The 17,482-nt window shown below is 66.7% G+C and carries 16 protein-coding genes; 12 read left to right on the top strand and 4 right to left on the bottom strand.

Going from position 1 to position 17,482, the window contains the following annotated elements:
- Nucleotides 1-135 precede the first annotated feature (135 nt).
- The 5 genes from AHIS1636_RS00880 to AHIS1636_RS00860 all read left to right on the top strand — a co-directional run bounded on the left by AHIS1636_RS00880 (nt 136) and on the right by AHIS1636_RS00860 (nt 5,478).
- Nucleotides 136-888, top strand: a complete 753-nt coding sequence (locus AHIS1636_RS00880; RefSeq protein WP_264793914.1) for a sulfite exporter TauE/SafE family protein — start codon at nt 136-138, stop codon at nt 886-888.
- Between the two features lie 112 nt (nt 889-1,000).
- Nucleotides 1,001-1,132, top strand: a complete 132-nt coding sequence (locus AHIS1636_RS00875) for a hypothetical protein (RefSeq protein ID WP_264793913.1) — start codon at nt 1,001-1,003, stop codon at nt 1,130-1,132.
- Nucleotides 1,133-1,426: 294 nt separating this feature from the next.
- Nucleotides 1,427-2,776, top strand: a complete 1,350-nt coding sequence (locus AHIS1636_RS00870; protein ID WP_264793912.1) for an FAD-binding oxidoreductase — start codon at nt 1,427-1,429, stop codon at nt 2,774-2,776.
- 139 nt (nt 2,777-2,915) lie between these two features.
- On the top strand, nt 2,916-4,094 hold the full coding sequence (locus AHIS1636_RS00865) for a zinc-dependent alcohol dehydrogenase (protein WP_264793911.1): 1,179 nt from the start codon (nt 2,916-2,918) through the stop codon (nt 4,092-4,094).
- Nucleotides 4,095-4,167: 73 nt separating this feature from the next.
- Nucleotides 4,168-5,478 (top strand): cell division protein PerM, encoded by a 1,311-nt coding sequence (locus AHIS1636_RS00860; RefSeq protein ID WP_264793910.1) that lies wholly within the window; start codon nt 4,168-4,170, stop codon nt 5,476-5,478.
- A 5-nt stretch (nt 5,479-5,483) separates the two neighbouring features.
- Here the strand turns inward: AHIS1636_RS00860 and AHIS1636_RS00855 are convergent, their stop codons facing one another.
- Nucleotides 5,484-5,900, bottom strand: a complete 417-nt coding sequence (locus AHIS1636_RS00855) for a hypothetical protein (RefSeq protein WP_264793909.1) — start codon at nt 5,898-5,900, stop codon at nt 5,484-5,486.
- Between the two features lie 41 nt (nt 5,901-5,941).
- Here AHIS1636_RS00855 and purN point away from each other — a divergent pair, with 41 nt between their 5' ends.
- The 3 genes from purN to AHIS1636_RS20400 all read left to right on the top strand — a co-directional run bounded on the left by purN (nt 5,942) and on the right by AHIS1636_RS20400 (nt 8,170).
- Nucleotides 5,942-6,511, top strand: a complete 570-nt coding sequence (gene purN / locus AHIS1636_RS00850) for a phosphoribosylglycinamide formyltransferase (RefSeq protein ID WP_264793908.1) — start codon at nt 5,942-5,944, stop codon at nt 6,509-6,511.
- Between the two features lie 137 nt (nt 6,512-6,648).
- The gene (locus AHIS1636_RS00845) at nt 6,649-7,296 is read left to right on the top strand and encodes a DUF6318 family protein (protein WP_264793907.1); all 648 of its coding nucleotides are present in this window, start codon (nt 6,649-6,651) and stop codon (nt 7,294-7,296) included.
- Nucleotides 7,244-8,170 carry a PKD domain-containing protein gene (locus AHIS1636_RS20400; protein ID WP_373875762.1) on the top strand — a complete coding sequence of 309 codons (927 nt, stop codon included), beginning with the start codon at nt 7,244-7,246 and terminating at the stop codon, nt 8,168-8,170. Before AHIS1636_RS00845 ends, AHIS1636_RS20400 begins: the two co-directional genes overlap by 53 nt.
- Here AHIS1636_RS20400 and AHIS1636_RS00840 read toward each other — a convergent pair whose 3' ends face one another.
- On the bottom strand, nt 8,171-9,523 hold the full coding sequence (locus AHIS1636_RS00840; RefSeq protein ID WP_264793906.1) for an MFS transporter: 1,353 nt from the start codon (nt 9,521-9,523) through the stop codon (nt 8,171-8,173).
- 164 nt (nt 9,524-9,687) lie between these two features.
- On the opposite strand from AHIS1636_RS00840, the gene AHIS1636_RS00835 reads away from it, so the two are divergent.
- The 4 genes from AHIS1636_RS00835 (at nt 9,688) to AHIS1636_RS00820 (ending at nt 15,271) form a co-directional block, all read left to right on the top strand.
- Nucleotides 9,688-10,068 (top strand): hypothetical protein, encoded by a 381-nt coding sequence (locus AHIS1636_RS00835; protein WP_264793905.1) that lies wholly within the window; start codon nt 9,688-9,690, stop codon nt 10,066-10,068.
- A 108-nt stretch (nt 10,069-10,176) separates the two neighbouring features.
- Entirely contained in the window at nt 10,177-11,844 is a 1,668-nt protein-coding gene (gene purH / locus AHIS1636_RS00830) for a bifunctional phosphoribosylaminoimidazolecarboxamide formyltransferase/IMP cyclohydrolase (RefSeq protein WP_264793904.1), read from the top strand.
- Between the two features lie 79 nt (nt 11,845-11,923).
- Nucleotides 11,924-14,143: an NADP-dependent isocitrate dehydrogenase gene (locus tag AHIS1636_RS00825; protein ID WP_264793903.1), complete on the top strand. Its 2,220-nt coding sequence runs from the start codon at nt 11,924-11,926 to the stop codon at nt 14,141-14,143.
- A gap of 135 nt (nt 14,144-14,278) precedes the next feature.
- Nucleotides 14,279-15,271, top strand: a complete 993-nt coding sequence (locus AHIS1636_RS00820) for a bile acid:sodium symporter family protein (RefSeq protein WP_264793902.1) — start codon at nt 14,279-14,281, stop codon at nt 15,269-15,271.
- Nucleotides 15,272-15,342: 71 nt separating this feature from the next.
- Here AHIS1636_RS00820 and AHIS1636_RS00815 read toward each other — a convergent pair whose 3' ends face one another.
- Both AHIS1636_RS00815 and AHIS1636_RS00810 read right to left on the bottom strand, forming a co-directional pair.
- On the bottom strand, nt 15,343-16,824 hold the full coding sequence (locus AHIS1636_RS00815) for a glutamate-cysteine ligase family protein (protein WP_264793901.1): 1,482 nt from the start codon (nt 16,822-16,824) through the stop codon (nt 15,343-15,345).
- 134 nt (nt 16,825-16,958) lie between these two features.
- Entirely contained in the window at nt 16,959-17,414 is a 456-nt protein-coding gene (locus AHIS1636_RS00810; protein ID WP_264793900.1) for an Hsp20/alpha crystallin family protein, read from the bottom strand.
- Nucleotides 17,415-17,482 lie beyond the last annotated feature (68 nt).

The following is a 17,482-nucleotide window of genomic DNA, read 5'->3' as shown; positions in this document are numbered from 1 at the left end:
ACGGCGGGGGAGCGGGACGTGACGGGGCGGTGAACACCAAGCCAAAGCCTGACGACGGCGGTGGCTCGCCGGTGCAGGCACGCCGCGTCGCGCTGCGGAGACGGCGGTCCGGCGCGAGGCGTCTAAGGTGGACCGGTGACTATTGGACTGCTCGGCGTGATTCTGGTGGCGATCTTCGTGGGCTCGGTGGCCCAGCGGATCGCCGGCGTGGGTTTCGCGCTGCTGCTTTCCCCGGTCCTCGTCATGCTGCTGGGAGCCCACACCGGCATCATGATGATCAACATCTGCAGCGTCGTCTCCTGCGGGCTGATTGTTCCCCGCGTGTGGTCCCGGATCGACTGGAGCATGTTCCGCTGGCTGAGCGTTCCCGCGCTGGTCGGCACGGTGGGCGGATCGGTGCTGGCGGTCAACCTGCCGGCGGCCCCGCTGGTCATCGCCGTCGGGGCGGTGGTGATCGCCGCGCTGGCTCTGTCCGTCCTCCTGAACCGGGCCTCGGTCACGGTCAGCGGCAACCCGCCCAAGGCGCTCGCCGGGCTGGGCTCCGGCCTGACCAACGCGCTGGCCGGGGTCGGCGGCCCCACGGTCAGCGCCTACGCGGTCCTGGCGCGCTGGCCGCAGCGCGAATTCGCCGCCACTCTGCAGCCCTATTTCCTGCTGCTCTGCCTGGCCACCGTGGGCGTGCGGACCTGGCTTGATCCCAACGATGTCCCGCAGCTGCAGTGGTGGATGTGGGTCGCGCTCGCCGGCATGATCGTCGCCGGGATCTGGGCGGGGGAGAAGCTCATGCGGCACATCAAGGACCACCATGCCAGGACCGGCGTCATCGTGATCGCGTTCGTCGGTGCCGCCGCGGCGATGGTCAAGGGCATGCTGGACCTGAACGCGTAGCGCCGCATCTCCGAAACCTTTTGGCGTGCGCATTCTTTAAGTCGCTGGCTTTTATTTTTTTATCGGGTATGGTGTGGATTTACCGATTGTGTTTCTGCTTGAAGGAGCTGGAATGTCAGATAAATCCCCACGCGGTGCGAATAATAAAAAACAGGGAAAATCCGTTAAGGAAAAGCGCGCCGAGAAGCGTGCCAAGGCGGCCACCGAGGAGTTCCTTCCGAAGCGCCGCAAGGACGCCCGCTAGTTTGGGAGCCGGGCTACAGCCGCCTTTGGAAACTGCGGCCCGGGCAATAAAGCGGGCGGAGGATCTCCGTTGCCTTCCGCGGACAATGACGTTTGCGTTGATTTGCCGGAGAGGTGCATCCGCCTGATAGGGCGGCTGGTTTTCTTTTAGGGAAACCAGCCGCCCTTTCCAATTCCTGCTGCTTTTTATGCCTCCGATAACGCAGTGCAAGGCTCAAATTTGGTGCTGGCCGGCCCCGGCCGCCGTGCGTATCATGAAGCGGGGTGGCCCAGCAGTATCCCAAGGAGCACTGCCATGAAATGGGTCCGGCCTGGCGACAGCGACTATGACGAGGCCAGAACAGTCTTCAACGCGATGATCGACCGCAGACCAGCGGTCATCGCCCAGTGCGCCACCGCCGGGGACGTGCGGTCGGCGCTGATGTACGCCCGCGAGAACCACTTGGAAGTCGCGGTGCGTTCCGGAGGGCACTCGGTCGCCGGGATGTCCCTTAACGACGGCGGACTGGTCATCGACGTGCGGCCGATGAAGCAGATTTCCTTCGACCCTCAATCCCGTACTGCCACGGTCGGCGGAGGCGTGACCTGGGGCGAATTCGACAGGGCGGGCCAGCGGCACGGGCTTGCGACCACGGGTGGCAGGGTCTCGACCACGGGCGTCTCCGGATTCACCCTCGGCGGCGGGTCCGGCTGGCTGGAGCGTTCCTGGGGGCTGGCCTGCGACAACCTGGTCTCGGTTGACCTCGTGACCGCAAGCGGCGAGGAAATGACGGCAAGCGCCGACGAGAATCGGGAGCTGTTCTGGGCGCTGCACGGCGGCGGCGGAAACTTCGGCGTTGCCACATCGTTCACGTTCAGGCTGCATGATGTGGGGCAGGAGTTGCTCTGCGGCCTTCTGCTCTGGCCCATCGATGCCGCCCGGGAGGCGGCACTGGCATGCCGCGACTACCTGCCCACGGCGCCAGCGGGACTCGGCGGGGCGCTGGCCTGCCTGGTCGCGCCGCCCGAGGAGTTCGTGCCGGCGGGCCTCCAGGGCAAGCCGGCGCTGGGGGCCGTGGCCGTGTACGCCGGCGATCCGGCGGAAGCCGAGCAGTCGATGCGTCCCCTTCGGGGGCTGGCTCCGGCGGTCGACATCATCGCTCCGCGTCCGTACGCCGACTTCCAGTGCATGCTGGACGACCAGCCCGGTCAGCTGAACTACTGGAGCGCGGACTACCATGACGATTTTCCCGACGACGCCGTCGATATCTTCCTCGACTACGGGCGGCGGCTCCCGCATGAGTCCTCCCAACTGCTGCTGGTTCCGTGGGGAGGAGCCGTAGCGAAGGCAGACGCCGTCCTGACCCCGATGGCCCGCAGGGACGCCACCTGGGTCACACACCCCTTTACCCTGTGGCAGGATCCGGCCAGGACCGAGGACGCCATCGGCTGGGCGAAGGGCTTCCGCCGGGACATTGCCGCCTTCACATCGGGCGGGGTCTACCTGAACTTCATCGGCAACGAAGGGCAGGACCGGATCAGGGCGGCCTTCGGCGAAGAGAACTACGCCCGGCTGGCGCAGACCAAGCGGAACTACGATCCGGAGAACGTCTTCCACGGCAACCAGAACATCCTGCCGGCGGCCGCGGAACCCGTCGCGCATTGATCGGGACGGGCGGAAAAGAGGAGGCACCGGCGTCGTACGTTCCCCTAGCCCGGCTTCAGCCGGACGCGTACCGTGGGGACAAAACCCGCCAGTAAGGGGCCCGGCGCGGCCCGCGGATCAGCGACAGGAGCTCCTGGGCATGAAAGCACTGACCTGGCAAGGTAAGCGGCAGCTACGCGTCGAAGAGGTCCCGGACCCCGCGATCCAGGAGCCGACCGACGCGATCATCCGGATCACCTCGACGGCGATCTGCGGCTCGGACCTGCATCTGTATGAGCTCATGGGGCCCTACCTGAACCGCGGCGACATCCTCGGGCACGAGCCGATGGGAATCGTGGAAGAGGTGGGCAGCGCCGTCACGAACATCAAGCGCGGCGACAAGGTGGTGGTCCCGTTCAACATTGCCTGCGGCGACTGCTTCATGTGCAACCTCGGCCTGCAGTCGCAGTGCGAAACCACGCAGGTCCGCGAGAGCGGATCGGGTGCCGCGCTGTTCGGCTACACCGAGCTCTACGGTTCGGTGCCCGGCGGGCAGGCGGAATATCTGCGCGTGCCCTTTGCGAACTACGGTCCGATCAAGGTCGGCGATACCGGGATTCCGGACGAACGCTACCTGTTCCTGTCCGACATCCTGCCCACGGCATGGCAGGCGGTCGACTATGCGGATGTACCCGAGGGCGGCACGCTGGCGGTGTTCGGGCTGGGGCCGGTCGGGCAGCTGGCGAGCCGGATCGGCCGCCACCTCGGTTACCGGGTGATCGCAGTCGAGCGCATTCCGGAGCGCCGGGCGATGGCGGAACGGCACGGGATCGCCACGCTGGACTGGAACAAGAACTGCGCGGACGACCTGCGCGAGGTGACCTCGGGCCGCGGCCCGGACGCGGTGATCGACGCGGTCGGCATGGAGTCGCACGGCTCGCCCGTGGCCGCCGCGGCCCAGGCCGCCGTCGGGATCCTGCCGCACCCGGTGGCGAAGCTGGCGATGAGCCACGCGGGCGTGGACCGGCTGGCCGCGCTGCACACCGCCATCGACGCCGTGCGCCGCGGCGGCACGGTGTCCCTGTCCGGCGTCTACGGCGGCGAAGCGGACCCGATGCCGATGCTGAAGATGTTCGACAAGCAGATCCAGCTGCGCATGGGACAGTGCAACGTGCGGCGCTGGATCAGCGACCTGCTTCCCTTGGTGGAGGACGACGCCGATCCGCTGGCTTTGTCCGATCTGGTCACCCATCGCGTGCCCTTGGACCGCGCGCCGGAGATGTACGAGATCTTCCAGAAGAAGGAGGACGGCTGCATCAAGGTGGTGCTCCAGCCTTAGCTGCGCTGCCGGAATGCGCTCCGGCCCGCGTCGCTGAGCGGCGGCGGCGTCCGGAACTGGCACCATGGAAGCAATGAAACTGACATGGCGACCGGGCGGCCAGAACGGGCTGCCCATGCCCCTTTGGCTCCAGGGTGCCTTTGAACTGTTCCAAAGCGCGCTGCTCTCCGCGATCGTGGTGCTGCTGCCGCTGGTTGGCGTCTGGTTCGCCGACGGGTTCGAGGACCGCAGCTTTGAATCGCTGGCCCGGCTCGGTGGCCAGGCGTGGCTGCTGATCCACGGAGTACCGCTTCAGCTGGAGATCATAATGGGCGCCAGCTCGGCCGACACGCAGCACGGCACGCTCTCGCTGATTCCGCTGGGGCTCTCGCTCCTGCCGTTCTTCCTGTGCTGGCGCGCGGGGAGGCGGCTGGCCCGCGCGTCCTACACGGACCAGCTCTGGCAGGCGTTCCTCGGCGCGCTCGGCATCTACGCCTTCGTCGGCGGTGCCACGGCCTACCTGGTGCAGACCGACGAGGTTCGCATCTCGCTCACCGCCGGCGCCCTGATTCCGCTCCTTCCCGCGGGCGCCGGGCTGATCGTCGGGGCCTACCGCGAGGCCAAGTCCTGGGGCCGGCTGATCGGCGTGGACGCGGCCGCATGGGTGGCCAAGACCAGCCAGCATTCGCGCTGGGCAGGGTCCTACGTCTGGGCCGCCATCCGCGCCGGGCTGCTCGCGACGACCGCGGCCGTCTGCCTCTCCGCGGCTTTGCTGGCTGCGGACATTGCCTTGCACTGGGCCGACATTCTCGAGATCTACCAGGAGCTGAGCCCGGGGATCGTCGGCGGTGCCGTGCTGACCGTGGCGCAACTGGGCCTCCTGCCGAACTTCGTCGGCTGGACCCTCGCCTGGGCCAGCGGCGCCGGTTTTGCCGTCGGGACGGGCAGTTCCGTCACGCCGATGGCCACCACCGTGGGGCCGATGCCGGCATTCCCGCTGCTCGGCGCTTTGCCGACCGGAGAACTCACCTACGGGCTGGTGGCGCTGGCCCTGCCCGTGCTGGCCGGGGTCCTGGCCGGCTGGTGGTTCCTGCGCGAGGGGGAGAACCACCTCGACGAGTGGCTGTCCATCAAGATGAGCTCCCGCTGGTTCACCGCGTCGGCGTCCACCGTGGTGCTCGGGCTGCTCATCGGCCTCGTGGCCGGCGCCGCGGCCGCAGGCCTGCTCTGGATCACGCGCGGCTCGCTCGGCGTCGGCCGGCTGGTGGACCTCGGCCCGCACCCGCTGTGGGCCGGACTATGGATCGCCGGGGAAGTCGCGCTCGGCGTCGTTATTGGCCATGCCCTGGGGCCGTGGCTGGAACGCGAACCACGCCGCGCGAAAGCCGACGCGAAGAAGAAGTAACCGCTTCAGTCCTGCGGGTTGAACAGGTTGTTGTACTGCATCAGCCGGTCCGAATAATCCTTCGTGCAGGCCTCTTGCGCCGACTGCGTGACCGCAGCGCGGGTGCAGGCTTCGAAATCGGCGGTTACCGGCCAGAACACGATCTGCGCCAGGCTGGTGAGCAGGAAGAAGCCCGCGGCGATCAGGCCCAGCACGAACGTGATCCGGAACGTTCCCGGAAGGCCCGCGCGGACGACCTTGACGAGACCCACGATCGAGACGACCGCCGTGACCAGGGCGATTGCTGCGGCCGCAGCCTTCCACGGCAACGGGAGCGAGGACGCCAGCAAGGTGGCCAGCATGAGCAGCAGGACAATCCGCAGATAGAGGCTGGACGTCTTGAGCTGTTCATCGGTCGGCCTCGGCCGCGTCTGCTGTTGCATGGGTTTAAGCCTAGGCGAGCCCGGAGCATAAAGTTGACCGCATGCGCATAGTGGTACTCGTCTCCGGTTCCGGCACCAATCTCCAAGCCGTCATCGATGCAGTCAACGGTGGAGAACTCGACGCCGAGATCCTCGCCGTCGGATCGGACGTGCCGGGGTGCCTCGGACTCGAGCGGGCAGAGAAGGCGGGCATCGCGACCTTCACCGCGGCCCCCGGGGACTCTGCCAGCCGGGCAGAATGGAACCGCGCCCTGCAGTCCCGCATCATGGAGTACGCCCCCGACCTCGTCCTCCTTGCAGGCTTCATGCGGATCCTCGACGCCGAGTTTGTGGCCGCCTTCGACGGGCGTCTGGTCAACACCCACCCCGCCCTGCTCCCGTCCTTCCCCGGGGCACACGGCGTCCGCGATGCCCTGGCCCACGGCGTCAAGGTCACCGGCGTCACGGTCCATCTCGTCGACTCCGGCGTCGACACCGGACCCATCCTGGCCCAAGCCGCAGTGCCCGTCCTTGAGGGCGACACCGAGGAGACCCTCCACGAGCGCATCAAAATCGAAGAGCGCAGGCTCCTCGTCCAGACCCTCGCCGCCCTCGGCACCAGCATCGGCTGAGGCGACGGCGCCGCCCCCCGAATTATTTTGGCTCCGGGACCCCGAAGGCCTGTGGATAAGGTTCACGCCCGCTTAAACGTCTGACTACACTGGCGGCAACACCGCCTCATCAGCCGACCAACGGGGGTCCGAGCCACATGTTCCTCACCCACGCACGCCAGCGTGCCCGCCTCGCCGCCAGCGCCCTGCTGGCCGCGGCAGCGCTCGCGCTCACAGCCTGTGGCGGGGACGCCGAAGGCCAACCGGACCCCACGGCATCTCCAGCAACCTCGGCCGCGGCGCAGACTCCCACTCCGACGCCGGCCGCAACGCCGAGCTACAAGCCCGCCTCCGCCGACGGGCCCGCCGAAAACGTGCCCCTCCCCAAGATGCCGAAGGAAGCCAAGGAAAAGACCCATGCTGGGTTAGAGGCCTTTGCCCGTCATTGGTATGCCTTATTGAATTATGCGTACGAGTCAGGGGATGCGGCGCCCTTGAAAGCGATAACGAGCGGCGACTGTGAACGTTGCCAGATGGTCTACAAGGGTCTGGAAGCTCAGGAAAGCAGTACTTGGACAATAGGTGGCGAAGTTCAGATTCAACAGATAAGTACAAACTTCGCCGCAGACTCAAACGGTATTTATCAGTTGCCAGTGCAATTGAAGCGCATGGGAGCAACTCATTATGTAGATGGGGAGAAGCATTCTACCGATGCACCCGGCGGTCTGACCCTGGATTTATTCATGGCGAGATATGAAAAGGGCGAATGGACAGCTCAAGATGTTGGCGTCATCAAAGGACCTTAAGGTGCACCGTTTCGGGGCAGTTCTTGCTTCGGGCCTAGTGAGCATTTTTATTCCGTTCGTAGCGAAGGCGTCGGAACCAACACCCCTGTGGGATGAGACAGGAGTGAAGGTCGGCGGGTATGTTCCGCTTCCTGGCACAGACTTTTGGGGCAAACTTCCATCAGTGCCCGGTATTTCTGATGCTCAGTATCGATTTGAGGTTGCCTGTTTAGATGGCGACGATATAGAAATTGCGTGTTTGCCAACATTGCCAGCCTGTGATGCTGGAGACGACGGGTCACCCGTTCAGTGGTTTTGGCGGAGTGCTTCACTCGGCATGCCAGACTGGTCAGCGCATCCAGACTACGGCTGTGTCTACTCGAGCAACCCGGAAGACGTGCTAGACGACATCGCTGACCGCATATTGACGGAGTTTAGGAATCTTCCAATTGATGCGGGTTCAATATCGACGGAACCAAGCCCTCATACCCTCATTGGCGCGAACACGAACGTCTACGCTTCGGTCGATTCCCAAACCATGGAGATTGGGTTGCTTGGACAAGACATCAAGATCGAGGCGACGCCGAAAGAATACCGGTGGGACTATGGAGATGGCTCAGCCCCTGTATCACTAGCGACGCCAGGCGGCCCCTTGCCACGCGAACGTTGGGGCGAGGTCACTCCAACCAGTCACGTCTATGAATCTACCGGGGACTATGCCGTCTCGTTGACAACGACGTTCAGCGGTACGTACAGCGTGAATGGAGGCCCGGCTATACCGATTCCTGGTACTGGCACATTCACGGCTGCCCCTGTCACGATCAGCGTATGGCGGTCGGTCGTCAACAACTACGCGGACAACTGTTTGGAGAATCCGAATGGGGCCGGATGCTGATCAGTGGAGTTGGGCGCCTTTGGTTTCGGGTGCGAACTTGGCCATCCATAGGACGGAGATGATGACCAAGGCGGCGGCGATGGCAAAGGACGTCGCGAGGCCAAGGTAGGGCCACATGACGGAGACGAAGATGAGCGGTCCGAAGCCGGCGCCGACGCGGGAGAACGTGGAGGCCCAGCCGAAGCCGGAGCCTCGGAGTTCGGTGGGGTAGAGCTCAGAGACGTAGGCGTAGAGAACCGGGATGGCGATTTGGACTATGAAGCCGTAGACCAGCAGCCAGGTAACGACCGCAGCCGGCACGTCTACGCTCAGGGCGACGATGACCAGCGTGAGCGCGGACAGCGGACCAGTGATGGCGAGGATCCACTTGCGGCCGGTCTTTTCGACCAAGTAGGCGGCGACGATCACGCCGAGCAGGCCTACTGCGGCCATGCCCGCGGTGGTGATGAACGCTCTGACTTCGGCGAAGCCGGATTCGATCAGGATGCGGGGCATCCATGTCAGTGCCAGGTAGTAGACGAGGAGGATGGAAAAGAACAAGGCCCATGCCGCCGTCGTAATTTTCCAGTCGAAGCGCCAGATGGCGCGCAGCTGGTCGGCGACATTGCCGACGGACAGCCTGGGCGCTGCGGCCGGGTCCGGCAGCCGCCAGTTGGTCGCCGTGCCGCCGGTCTTGCGGACGAGTTCGTCGATGATGCGGCGGGCTTCCTCGCCGCGGCCCTTGCTGATCAGGTACAGCGGCGATTCCGGAACGGAGCGCCGGACCCAGAAGACGAGCAGGGCGGGCAAGACCATGATGAGCATGGTGTACCGCCAGTCCGCGAAAGTCGCCATGATGGCGGCCGAGACGAAGCCGCAGAGCGCCGCTCCCACCGGCCACCAGCCGTCCATGGCCGTCAGGACCCGTCCGCGTTGGCGCCGCGGGGTGAATTCGCCGACGAGGGCGTAGTCCACGGGGACGCAGCCGCCGAGCCCGAAGCCGGCAATGAAGCGGAAGATGCAGAACCAGACGATATCGGGGGCGAACGCGCCGCAGACGGTGAAGATCGAGAAGACCAGCAGTGTGGCGGTGAAGGCGACTTTCCTGCCGATGAGGTCGGCAACGGAGCCCCAGATGAAGGCGCCGAGGGCCATGCCGATCAGGTTGGCCGTGCCGATCCAGGCGGCCTGCGAGGGCTGAAGGTCCCAGTGGTCCGACAGCAGCGGGATGAGCACGCCGTTGAGGGTCACGTCCCAGGCGTCGAACATGAAGCCGAGGCCGCCGATGATGAAGATCTTGCCCTGGACCTTCCAGCGCCACGGCAGTTCCTGCACGATCTGGTCGCCGGTGGGAAGCCGCTGGGTTTCGGTCATGGTGCCTTCCGGGGGAGGTGGAACGGAACGCCAGGTTCTACGCGCCCGTGGCTAGGCCTTTTGCTTGATGAGAGGGCTCTCATTTGGCCCTCCTTATTGTCTCACTTTCCCCGGGCAGACTTTCGTGCAGTTGGACATCGCACACCCGAGGAAGGCTCGACATCATGCATAAGCGTAGTTTCTGGACCGCCACCGGTTCGCTCTCAGTACTGGCGCTCGGCGCGGGGGCAGCGGCTGCCGCAAGCGCGCCGGAGGAGCAGCAGGACCTGGGCAGCAGCATCATCGACCGGGCGGCCGTCATGGGTGCGACCAGTCGGGCGGAGGCAAAGGTGTCCCCGGCCAGCGTCGACCTGTCCATCCAGCCGGTCGAGACGGCGATGTCCGCACCGACCGCCCATTCAGCTCCGAGCCCGGTATCGGCGCAATCGGCCCCGTCCCCGGTGTCCGCACCCACACCGGTCTCGCCGGCTTCGGCCCCAAGCCCCGTCTCTCCGGCTTCGGCTCCAACCGCCGCTTCCGCCCCCAGCGCGCCCACGGCGGAGTAGTCCTACTTCCGCGGACCCTCGGGGCTGCCCGGCTTCACAGTCACGGCGCGGCCGGGCGCGTGAACTAGACTGGGACGCAACCCCTACCGAAGAACCTTTGGAGTTTGCGTGAGCTTGAAGCAGCTTGACCGTGTTCCCATCCACCGGGCCCTGATCTCGGTCTACGACAAGACAGGGCTGGAGGAACTCGCTCAAGGTCTGCATAAAGCCGGCGTGAGCATCGTGTCCACCGGTTCCACGGCCAAACGGATCGCCGAGTCGGGTGTGCCCGTCACCGAGGTTTCGGAGGTGACCGGCTTCCAGGAGTGCCTCGACGGTCGGGTGAAGACGCTGCACCCGCGCGTTCATGCCGGCATCCTGGCGGACCGCCGCCGCGACGACCACGTGGCCCAGCTGAAGGAACTCGGCGTCGAGGCCTTCGACCTCGTGGTCGTGAACCTCTACCCGTTCGTGGACACCGTGAAGTCCGGTGCCGGCGAGGACGAGGTCGTCGAGCAGATCGACATCGGCGGGCCGTCGATGGTCCGCGCCGCGGCCAAGAACCACCCGAGTGTCGCCGTCGTGGTTGACCCCTCGCGGTACTCGGAGGTTGTCACCGCTGCTGCGGAGGGCGGCTTTGACCTGAACGCACGACGGCGGCTGGCGGCTTCCGCGTTTGCCCACACCGCTGCGTACGACAATGCGGTCGCCAGCTGGACCGCGGCGCAGTTCGGCGACGGCACCGACGAAGGCAAGGCCTGGCCGCCGTACGCCGGCATGGCGCTGGAGCGTTCCGAGGTGCTGCGTTACGGCGAGAACCCGCACCAGGCGGCCGCGCTCTACGTCGAGCACGGTGCGACCCCGGGTATCGCGCAGGCGGACCAGCTGCACGGTAAGCCGATGAGCTACAACAACTTCGTCGACGCGGACGCCGCGCTGCGCGCCGCCTTCGACCACGCCGACCCCGCGGTGGCGATCATCAAGCATGCCAACCCCTGCGGCGTGGCGGTGGCGACGCCGGGCGCCGAGGACCCGATCGCCGATGCGCATGCCAAGGCCCACGCCTGCGATCCGGTGTCCGCGTTCGGCGGCGTGATTGCCGCCAACCGCACGGTGACCGCCGTCATGGCCAACACCGTCAAGGACATCTTCACCGAGGTCGTCATCGCGCCGGACTTCGAGCCGGAGGCCGTGGAGATCCTGTCCCGGAAGAAGAACATCCGGCTGCTGACCCTGCCGGAGGGCTACCGGCGCGACCCCGCCGAGATCCGCCAGGTCTCCGGCGGCGTCCTGGTCCAGGTTTCGGACACCCTGGAGGCCGACGGCGACAGCCCGGAGAACTGGACGCTCGCGGCCGGCCCGGCCGCGGACGACGCGACCCTCGCCGACCTTGCCTTCGCCTGGAAGTCCGTGCGGGCGGCCAAGTCCAACGCAATCCTGCTGGCCCATGACGGCGCAGCCGTCGGTATCGGCATGGGGCAGGTCAACCGGCTGGATTCGTGCAAGCTGGCCGTGGAGCGGGCCAACACCCTGGGCGTGGCCGTCGACGGCGGCGCTGACGCGGCCGGCGGAGCAGCCAACGTCGAGGGCGCCGGTGCTCCGGAGCGGGCCCGCGGTGCTGTTGCCGCCTCGGACGCTTTCTTCCCGTTCGCGGACGGCCTGCAGATCCTGATCGACGCCGGGGTCCGCGCCGTGGTGCAGCCCGGCGGTTCCGTGCGGGACGAGGAAGTCGTCGCCGCGGCGAACGCGGCCGGGATCACCATGTACTTCACGGGAGCCCGCCACTTCTTCCACTGACAGATCGACGCCCGCACCTCGGGTAAGTTGAATATCGAGACCCCAATAGAAACCCACATTTCAGGGAGACGCCTCACTCATGGCCAAGATTATCTATACCCACACCGACGAAGCGCCCATGCTGGCCACCTATTCGTTCTTGCCGATCGTTGAAGCCTTCGCTTCGAAGGCCGGTGTGGAAGTGGAGACCCGGGACATTTCGCTGTCGGGCCGCATCATCGCCGCCTTCGGCGACCACCTCACCGAGGAGCAGCGGATCAGCGACGCGCTGGCCGAGCTGGGCGAGCTGGCCAAGAAGCCGGAAGCCAACATCATCAAGCTGCCGAACATCAGCGCCTCCATCCCGCAGCTGAAGGCGGCCATCGCCGAGCTCCAGGGCAAGGGCTACGCGCTGCCGGACTACCCGGACGACCCGTCCTCCGACGTCGAAAAGGAAATCCGCGCCCGCTACGACAAGATCAAGGGCAGCGCCGTCAACCCCGTGCTGCGCGAGGGCAACTCGGACCGCCGTGCCCCGCTGTCGGTGAAGAACTACGCGCGCCAGAACCCGCACAGCATGGGTGCCTGGTCCGCGGACTCGAAGACCAACGTCGCCCACATGGCATCCGACGACTTCCGCTCCAACGAGAAGTCCGTGGTCATCCCCGCCGACGACAAGATCAAGATCCAGCTGGTCGCCGAGGACGGCACCACCACCGTCCTGAAGGACTCCTTCCCGGTGCTGGCCGGAGAGCTCATCGACGGCACCGTCATGCGTGCGGCCGCGCTCGATGAGTTCCTGGCCGCCCAGGTCGCCCGTGCCAAGGAAGAGGGCGTCCTGCTCTCGGCGCACCTGAAGGCCACCATGATGAAGGTCTCGGACCCGATCATCTTCGGCCACGTGGTCCGCGCCTACTTCCCCGACCTGTTCGCCCAGTACGGCGAGCAGCTGGAGGACGCCGGCCTGAGCCCGAACAACGGTCTGGCCTCGATCCTCAACGGCCTCGCCGAACTGCCGGCCGACGTCCGCGAAGGCGTCGAAGCCGCCATCAAGAAGGGCTTCGAGGAAGGCCCCGCGCTGGCCATGGTGGACTCGGACAGGGGCATCACCAACCTGCACGTCCCCTCCGACGTGATCGTGGACGCCTCCATGCCGGCCATGATCCGCACCTCCGGCCACATGTGGGGCCCGGACGGGAAGGAAGCCGACACCCTGGCGGTCCTGCCGGACAGCTCCTACGCCGGCATCTACCAGGTCGTCATCGACGACTGCCGGGCCAACGGCGCGTTCGATCCGACCACCATGGGCACCGTGCCGAACGTCGGCCTCATGGCGCAGGCCGCCGAGGAATACGGCAGCCACGACAAGACCTTCGAGATCCAGACCGCCGGCACGGTCCAGATCGTCGACGGCTCGGGCGCCGTCCTGATCGAGCACCAGGTCGCCCCGGGCGATATCTGGCGCGCCTGCCAGACCAAGGACGTGCCGGTGCGCGACTGGGTCAAGCTCGCCGTCAACCGCGCCCGCGCCTCGCAGACTCCGGCCGTGTTCTGGCTGGACGAAGAGCGTGCCCATGACGCCAACCTGATCGCCAAGGTCAAGGAATACCTCAAGGAACACGACACCGAGGGCCTGCAGATCGAGATCATGTCCCCGGTCAAGGCCACCGCCTTCACCCTGGATCGCATCCGCAAGGGCGAGGACACCATCTCCGTCTCCGGCAACGTGCTGCGCGACTACCTGACCGACCTGTTCCCGATCCTCGAGCTGGGCACCAGCGCCAAGATGCTCTCGATCGTCCCGCTGATCAACGGCGGCGGGCTCTTCGAAACCGGCGCCGGCGGCTCGGCCCCGAAGCACGTGCAGCAGCTGCTGAAGGAAAACCACCTGCGCTGGGATTCCCTCGGCGAGTTCCTGGCCCTGGCCGTCAGCTTCGAGCACCTGGCCAACACCACGGGCAACAAGCGCGCCCAGGTCCTCGCGGACACGCTGGACCGCGCCACCGGCACCTTCCTGCTGGAAAACAAGTCCCCGAGCCGCAAGGTCGGCGAGATCGACAACCGCGGCAGCCACTTCTACCTGGCCCGGTACTGGGCCCAGGAACTGGCCAAGCAGGACCAGGACGCCGAGCTGGCCACCGCCTTTGCCCCGGTCGCCGAGGCACTGACGGGCAGCGAGGAGCAGATCAACTCCGAGCTGCTGGGCGTCCAGGGCGCCCCGGCCGAAATCGGCGGCTACTACCGCCCCGAGGACGAGAAGGCCTCGGCCGTCATGCGCCCCTCGGCCAAGCTGAACGAAATCCTGGCCACGCTGTCCTAACCGACCGCGCCAGGCCATAACGACGGCGGCCGGTACCTTTCGCACGGAAAGGTACCGGCCGCCGTCGTTCGCGGAGCGCAACGGGCAAGGTCATGAATTCACGCCGCAGCCGAGGCAGCTGAAACGATATTCCTTATGCCTACTGACAATTCCTCCCACCCGCAGGCGGTCCGGACTGCCGATCCTGCAGAGGTTGCCGCCGCCAGCGCCGAAGAGCGCAGTGCCCGCGTCGCGGTGACCCTCTTTCCCCTCCTGATCCTTGCCGGCGGCGCGCTGGCGCTGTTCTTCCCGTCGCCCTTCACCGGCCTGGCCGCCTTCATCAACCCGGCCCTGATGCTGATCATGTTCGGCATGGGCCTGACCCTGACCCTGCCGGACTTCGCGCTCGTGGTCCGGCAGCCGCTGCCGGTGCTGCTCGGCGTCGTGGCGCAGTACGTCATCATGCCCCTGCTCGGCCTCGGCGTCTCGCTGCTGCTCCAGCTGCCGCCGGCCCTCGCCGCGGGCGTCATCCTGGTCGGCTGCGCGCCCGGCGGCACGGCTTCGAACGTCGTGACCTACCTGGCCAAAGGCAACGTGGCGCTGTCCGTGACCATGACCAGTGTCTCGACCCTGCTGGCACCGCTCTTCACGCCGCTCCTCACCCTGTGGCTCGCCGGGCAGTACATGCCGGTGGACGCCGGCGCGATGGCCCTGAGCATCGTGCAGATCGTGCTGATTCCGGTGGTCCTTGGCCTTGCCGCCCGCATGCTCATCCCCGGCCTCGTCGACCGCGTGCTTCCCGCGCTGCCGTGGGTTTCCGTCCTGGCCATCACCTTCGTCGTCATCGCGGTGGTCTCCGGGAGCGCGGAAGCCATCTTCAGTGCCGGCCTGCTGATCCTGCTGGCCGTGGTGCTGCACAACGCCGGCGGCTACCTGCTGGGCTACGGCGCCGCCAAGCTCTTCCGCCTGCCGGTACCTTCGCGCCGGACGATGGCCGTTGAAGTCGGAATGCAGAACTCGGGCCTCGCGGCCGGCCTTGCCAAGACCTACTTCGCACCCGAGGCAGCGCTTCCCGGGGCGGTGTTCTCGGTCTGGCACAACGTCTCCGGCGCGCTTGTGGCTGCGTTCTGGCGGCGCAGCAGCAAGTAGTTCGCGAACCAGTCCGACGGCGGCCCGCACCCTGATACGTCAAGGTGCGGGCCGCCGTCGTCGATGGACGGTCAGCCGATGACGGCGGCGACGGGCCAGGTGTGGACGGGCAGGTTGCTGTGCATGTTGGAGGCGTACAGGCTGGTCAGCCGGGCCAGGGCCGCACTGCGCTCCAGGCCCTCCGACTCCAGCCGCCGCAGGGTCTCGATCTGCCACTTGGAGCCGTTCTGTTCAGACTGCGCGCGCTCCCGCAGCACCCCGAGATACTCCTCGATCAGGTCGGCATCCACGCCCAGGTCGGCCAGGCCCTCCGCGGCGAGCGGCAGCAGATGGCGGATGATCAGCTCGACGACGGGCAGGTCGCCGAGGCCCGGCCAGTACACGGTGGCCTCGAGCCCGTGGCGGGCGCAGGCCAGGAAGTTCGCCTCGGCGCTCTGGAACGCGAGCCGGGACCACAGCGGCCGGTCGGCTGTCCTGAGCCGGCGCACCAGCCCGAAGAAGAACGCGGCGTTGGCCACGGTGTCCAGCACGGTCGGGCCGGCCGGCAGCAGCCGGTTCTCCAGCCGCAGGTGCGGCAGTTCCCCGCCCGGATCGTAGATGGGGCGGTTCCAGCGGTAGACCGTGCCGTTGTGCAGCCGCAGCTCCGGGAGCAGCGGCGCCCCGCCGCGGGTCTGGCGGGCGGTGGTGCGGGAAAGCTCGGGGAGCAGCGACGGGAAGTACCGCACGTTTTCCTCGAAGAGGTCGAAGATCGAGGTGATCCACCGTTCCCCGAACCACACGCGCGGCCGCACGCCCTGGTTGCGCATCTCCGGCGGCCGGGTGTCGATGGCCTGCTTGAACACTTCGATCCGCGTCTCGTGCCAGAGCAGCTTCTCCATGAAGATCGGCGAATTCGCGGCCAGCGCGACCTGCGGCCCGGCGATGACCTGCGCCGCGTTCCACACCGGGGCGAACTCCGCCGGTTCGAGCTGGACGTGCAGCTGCACGCTGGTGCAGGCCGCCTCCGGCGCAATGTTCTTGGCGTAGAAGGACACCGACTCCAGGCCCCGCAGGTCCATCAGCACGTCCTCGCCGCGGGCCTGCAGCACGGAGGTGTTCAGGGCGGCATAGCGCTTGCCCGGACTGAGCCAGGACATGTCCTCCACCAGGTCCTGCTTCAGCGTGGGCAGGATGCCGATCATCAGGATCTGGGCGCGGACCGCCGCGGCCCGTTCCTCCGCACGGTTCAGCTGCCGGCGCAGGCCGTCCTCGAGGTCCTTGAGCCCCTGCCCGGAAACGGAGAGGGCCGGATGGTTCATCTCGATGTTGAACGCGCCGATCTCGGTCTGGAAGGACGGGTCCGCGATCGCCTCCAGCACGTCGGAATTGCGCAGGGCGGGGGAGCAGTCCGCGTTGGTGAGGTTCAGCTCCAGCTCCAGGCCGATCGTGCCGGTGTGCGCGAACTTGCCGGTGGAGAGGTAGTCGGCGAAGGTTTCCAGGTTTTCGAGCAGCCGTTCGCGGTAGCGGGTCCGTTGTTCGCGGGTGAAGGTCTTGGTCTTGACTTCTGCGCCCATGGTTGAAGGTAATCACTGCGCCCCGCCCTTGTACAGCACAGGGGGCATCACCGCGGGTACGACGACGGGGCGCACCTTCCGTGCGGAAGGGGCGCCCCGTCGTCGCTATTGGGCAGGTAAGCGGATTGGCCGGATCAGGCGTCCGCCTGCTTCTGCTCGGCGCCGCCGGCTTCCACAGCACGGTCGGCCGGCGCGCTGACCACTTCGATCTTGCGCGGCTTGGCCCGTTCGCTGACCGGAATGGTCACGGAGAGCACGCCGTTCTCGTAGTGCGCGGTGATCGCGTCGATGTCGATCCCCTGGCCGAGGTTCAGCTGGCGGAGGAAGGACCCGCCCTCGCGCTCCCTGGCCAGCCACTTGACCCCGCTGTCCGGGCCCCGCAGGGTCCGCTCGGCGCGGATGGTCAGCAGCTGTCCGTCGACGTCGATGTCGACCGAGCCGGGGTCGATGCCGGGCAGGTCCGCGTTGAGGACGTAGTGGTCGCCGTCGCGGTACAGGTCCATTGGCATCAGGCGCAGGCCCGAGCGGTTTTCGAAGAGGGCACCGGCCACGCGGTCGATTTCGCGGAACGGGTCGAATCGAGCAGCCATCACAATCAACTCCTGTAGTTCTTGGCCCCTGCGGGCGGTTCCATGAGGATAGTTGAGCGTCTTTGGCT

The organism is Arthrobacter mangrovi, from assembly GCF_026011795.1.
GTDB classification, from domain to species: domain Bacteria; phylum Actinomycetota; class Actinomycetes; order Actinomycetales; family Micrococcaceae; genus Crystallibacter; species Crystallibacter mangrovi.
This window is presented reverse-complemented; position numbering and strand designations above follow the sequence as displayed.

What these genes read in the sequence shown, in the direction of transcription:
- AHIS1636_RS00875 (WP_264793913.1), top strand. Translation starts at nt 1,001, where the DNA reads ATGTCAGATAAATCCCCACGCGGTGCGAATAATAAAAAACAGGGAAAA.
- AHIS1636_RS00870 (WP_264793912.1), top strand. Translation starts at nt 1,427, where the DNA reads ATGAAATGGGTCCGGCCTGGCGACAGCGACTATGACGAGGCCAGAACA.
- AHIS1636_RS00865 (WP_264793911.1), top strand. Translation starts at nt 2,916, where the DNA reads ATGAAAGCACTGACCTGGCAAGGTAAGCGGCAGCTACGCGTCGAAGAG.
- AHIS1636_RS00860 (WP_264793910.1), top strand. Translation starts at nt 4,168, where the DNA reads ATGAAACTGACATGGCGACCGGGCGGCCAGAACGGGCTGCCCATGCCC.
- AHIS1636_RS00855 (WP_264793909.1), bottom strand. Translation starts at nt 5,900, where the DNA reads ATGCAACAGCAGACGCGGCCGAGGCCGACCGATGAACAGCTCAAGACG.
- purN (WP_264793908.1), top strand. Translation starts at nt 5,942, where the DNA reads ATGCGCATAGTGGTACTCGTCTCCGGTTCCGGCACCAATCTCCAAGCC.
- AHIS1636_RS00845 (WP_264793907.1), top strand. Translation starts at nt 6,649, where the DNA reads ATGTTCCTCACCCACGCACGCCAGCGTGCCCGCCTCGCCGCCAGCGCC.
- AHIS1636_RS20400 (WP_373875762.1), top strand. Translation starts at nt 7,244, where the DNA reads ATGAAAAGGGCGAATGGACAGCTCAAGATGTTGGCGTCATCAAAGGAC.
- AHIS1636_RS00840 (WP_264793906.1), bottom strand. Translation starts at nt 9,523, where the DNA reads ATGACCGAAACCCAGCGGCTTCCCACCGGCGACCAGATCGTGCAGGAA.
- AHIS1636_RS00835 (WP_264793905.1), top strand. Translation starts at nt 9,688, where the DNA reads ATGCATAAGCGTAGTTTCTGGACCGCCACCGGTTCGCTCTCAGTACTG.
- AHIS1636_RS00825 (WP_264793903.1), top strand. Translation starts at nt 11,924, where the DNA reads ATGGCCAAGATTATCTATACCCACACCGACGAAGCGCCCATGCTGGCC.
- AHIS1636_RS00820 (WP_264793902.1), top strand. Translation starts at nt 14,279, where the DNA reads ATGCCTACTGACAATTCCTCCCACCCGCAGGCGGTCCGGACTGCCGAT.
- AHIS1636_RS00815 (WP_264793901.1), bottom strand. Translation starts at nt 16,824, where the DNA reads ATGGGCGCAGAAGTCAAGACCAAGACCTTCACCCGCGAACAACGGACC.
- AHIS1636_RS00810 (WP_264793900.1), bottom strand. Translation starts at nt 17,414, where the DNA reads ATGGCTGCTCGATTCGACCCGTTCCGCGAAATCGACCGCGTGGCCGGT.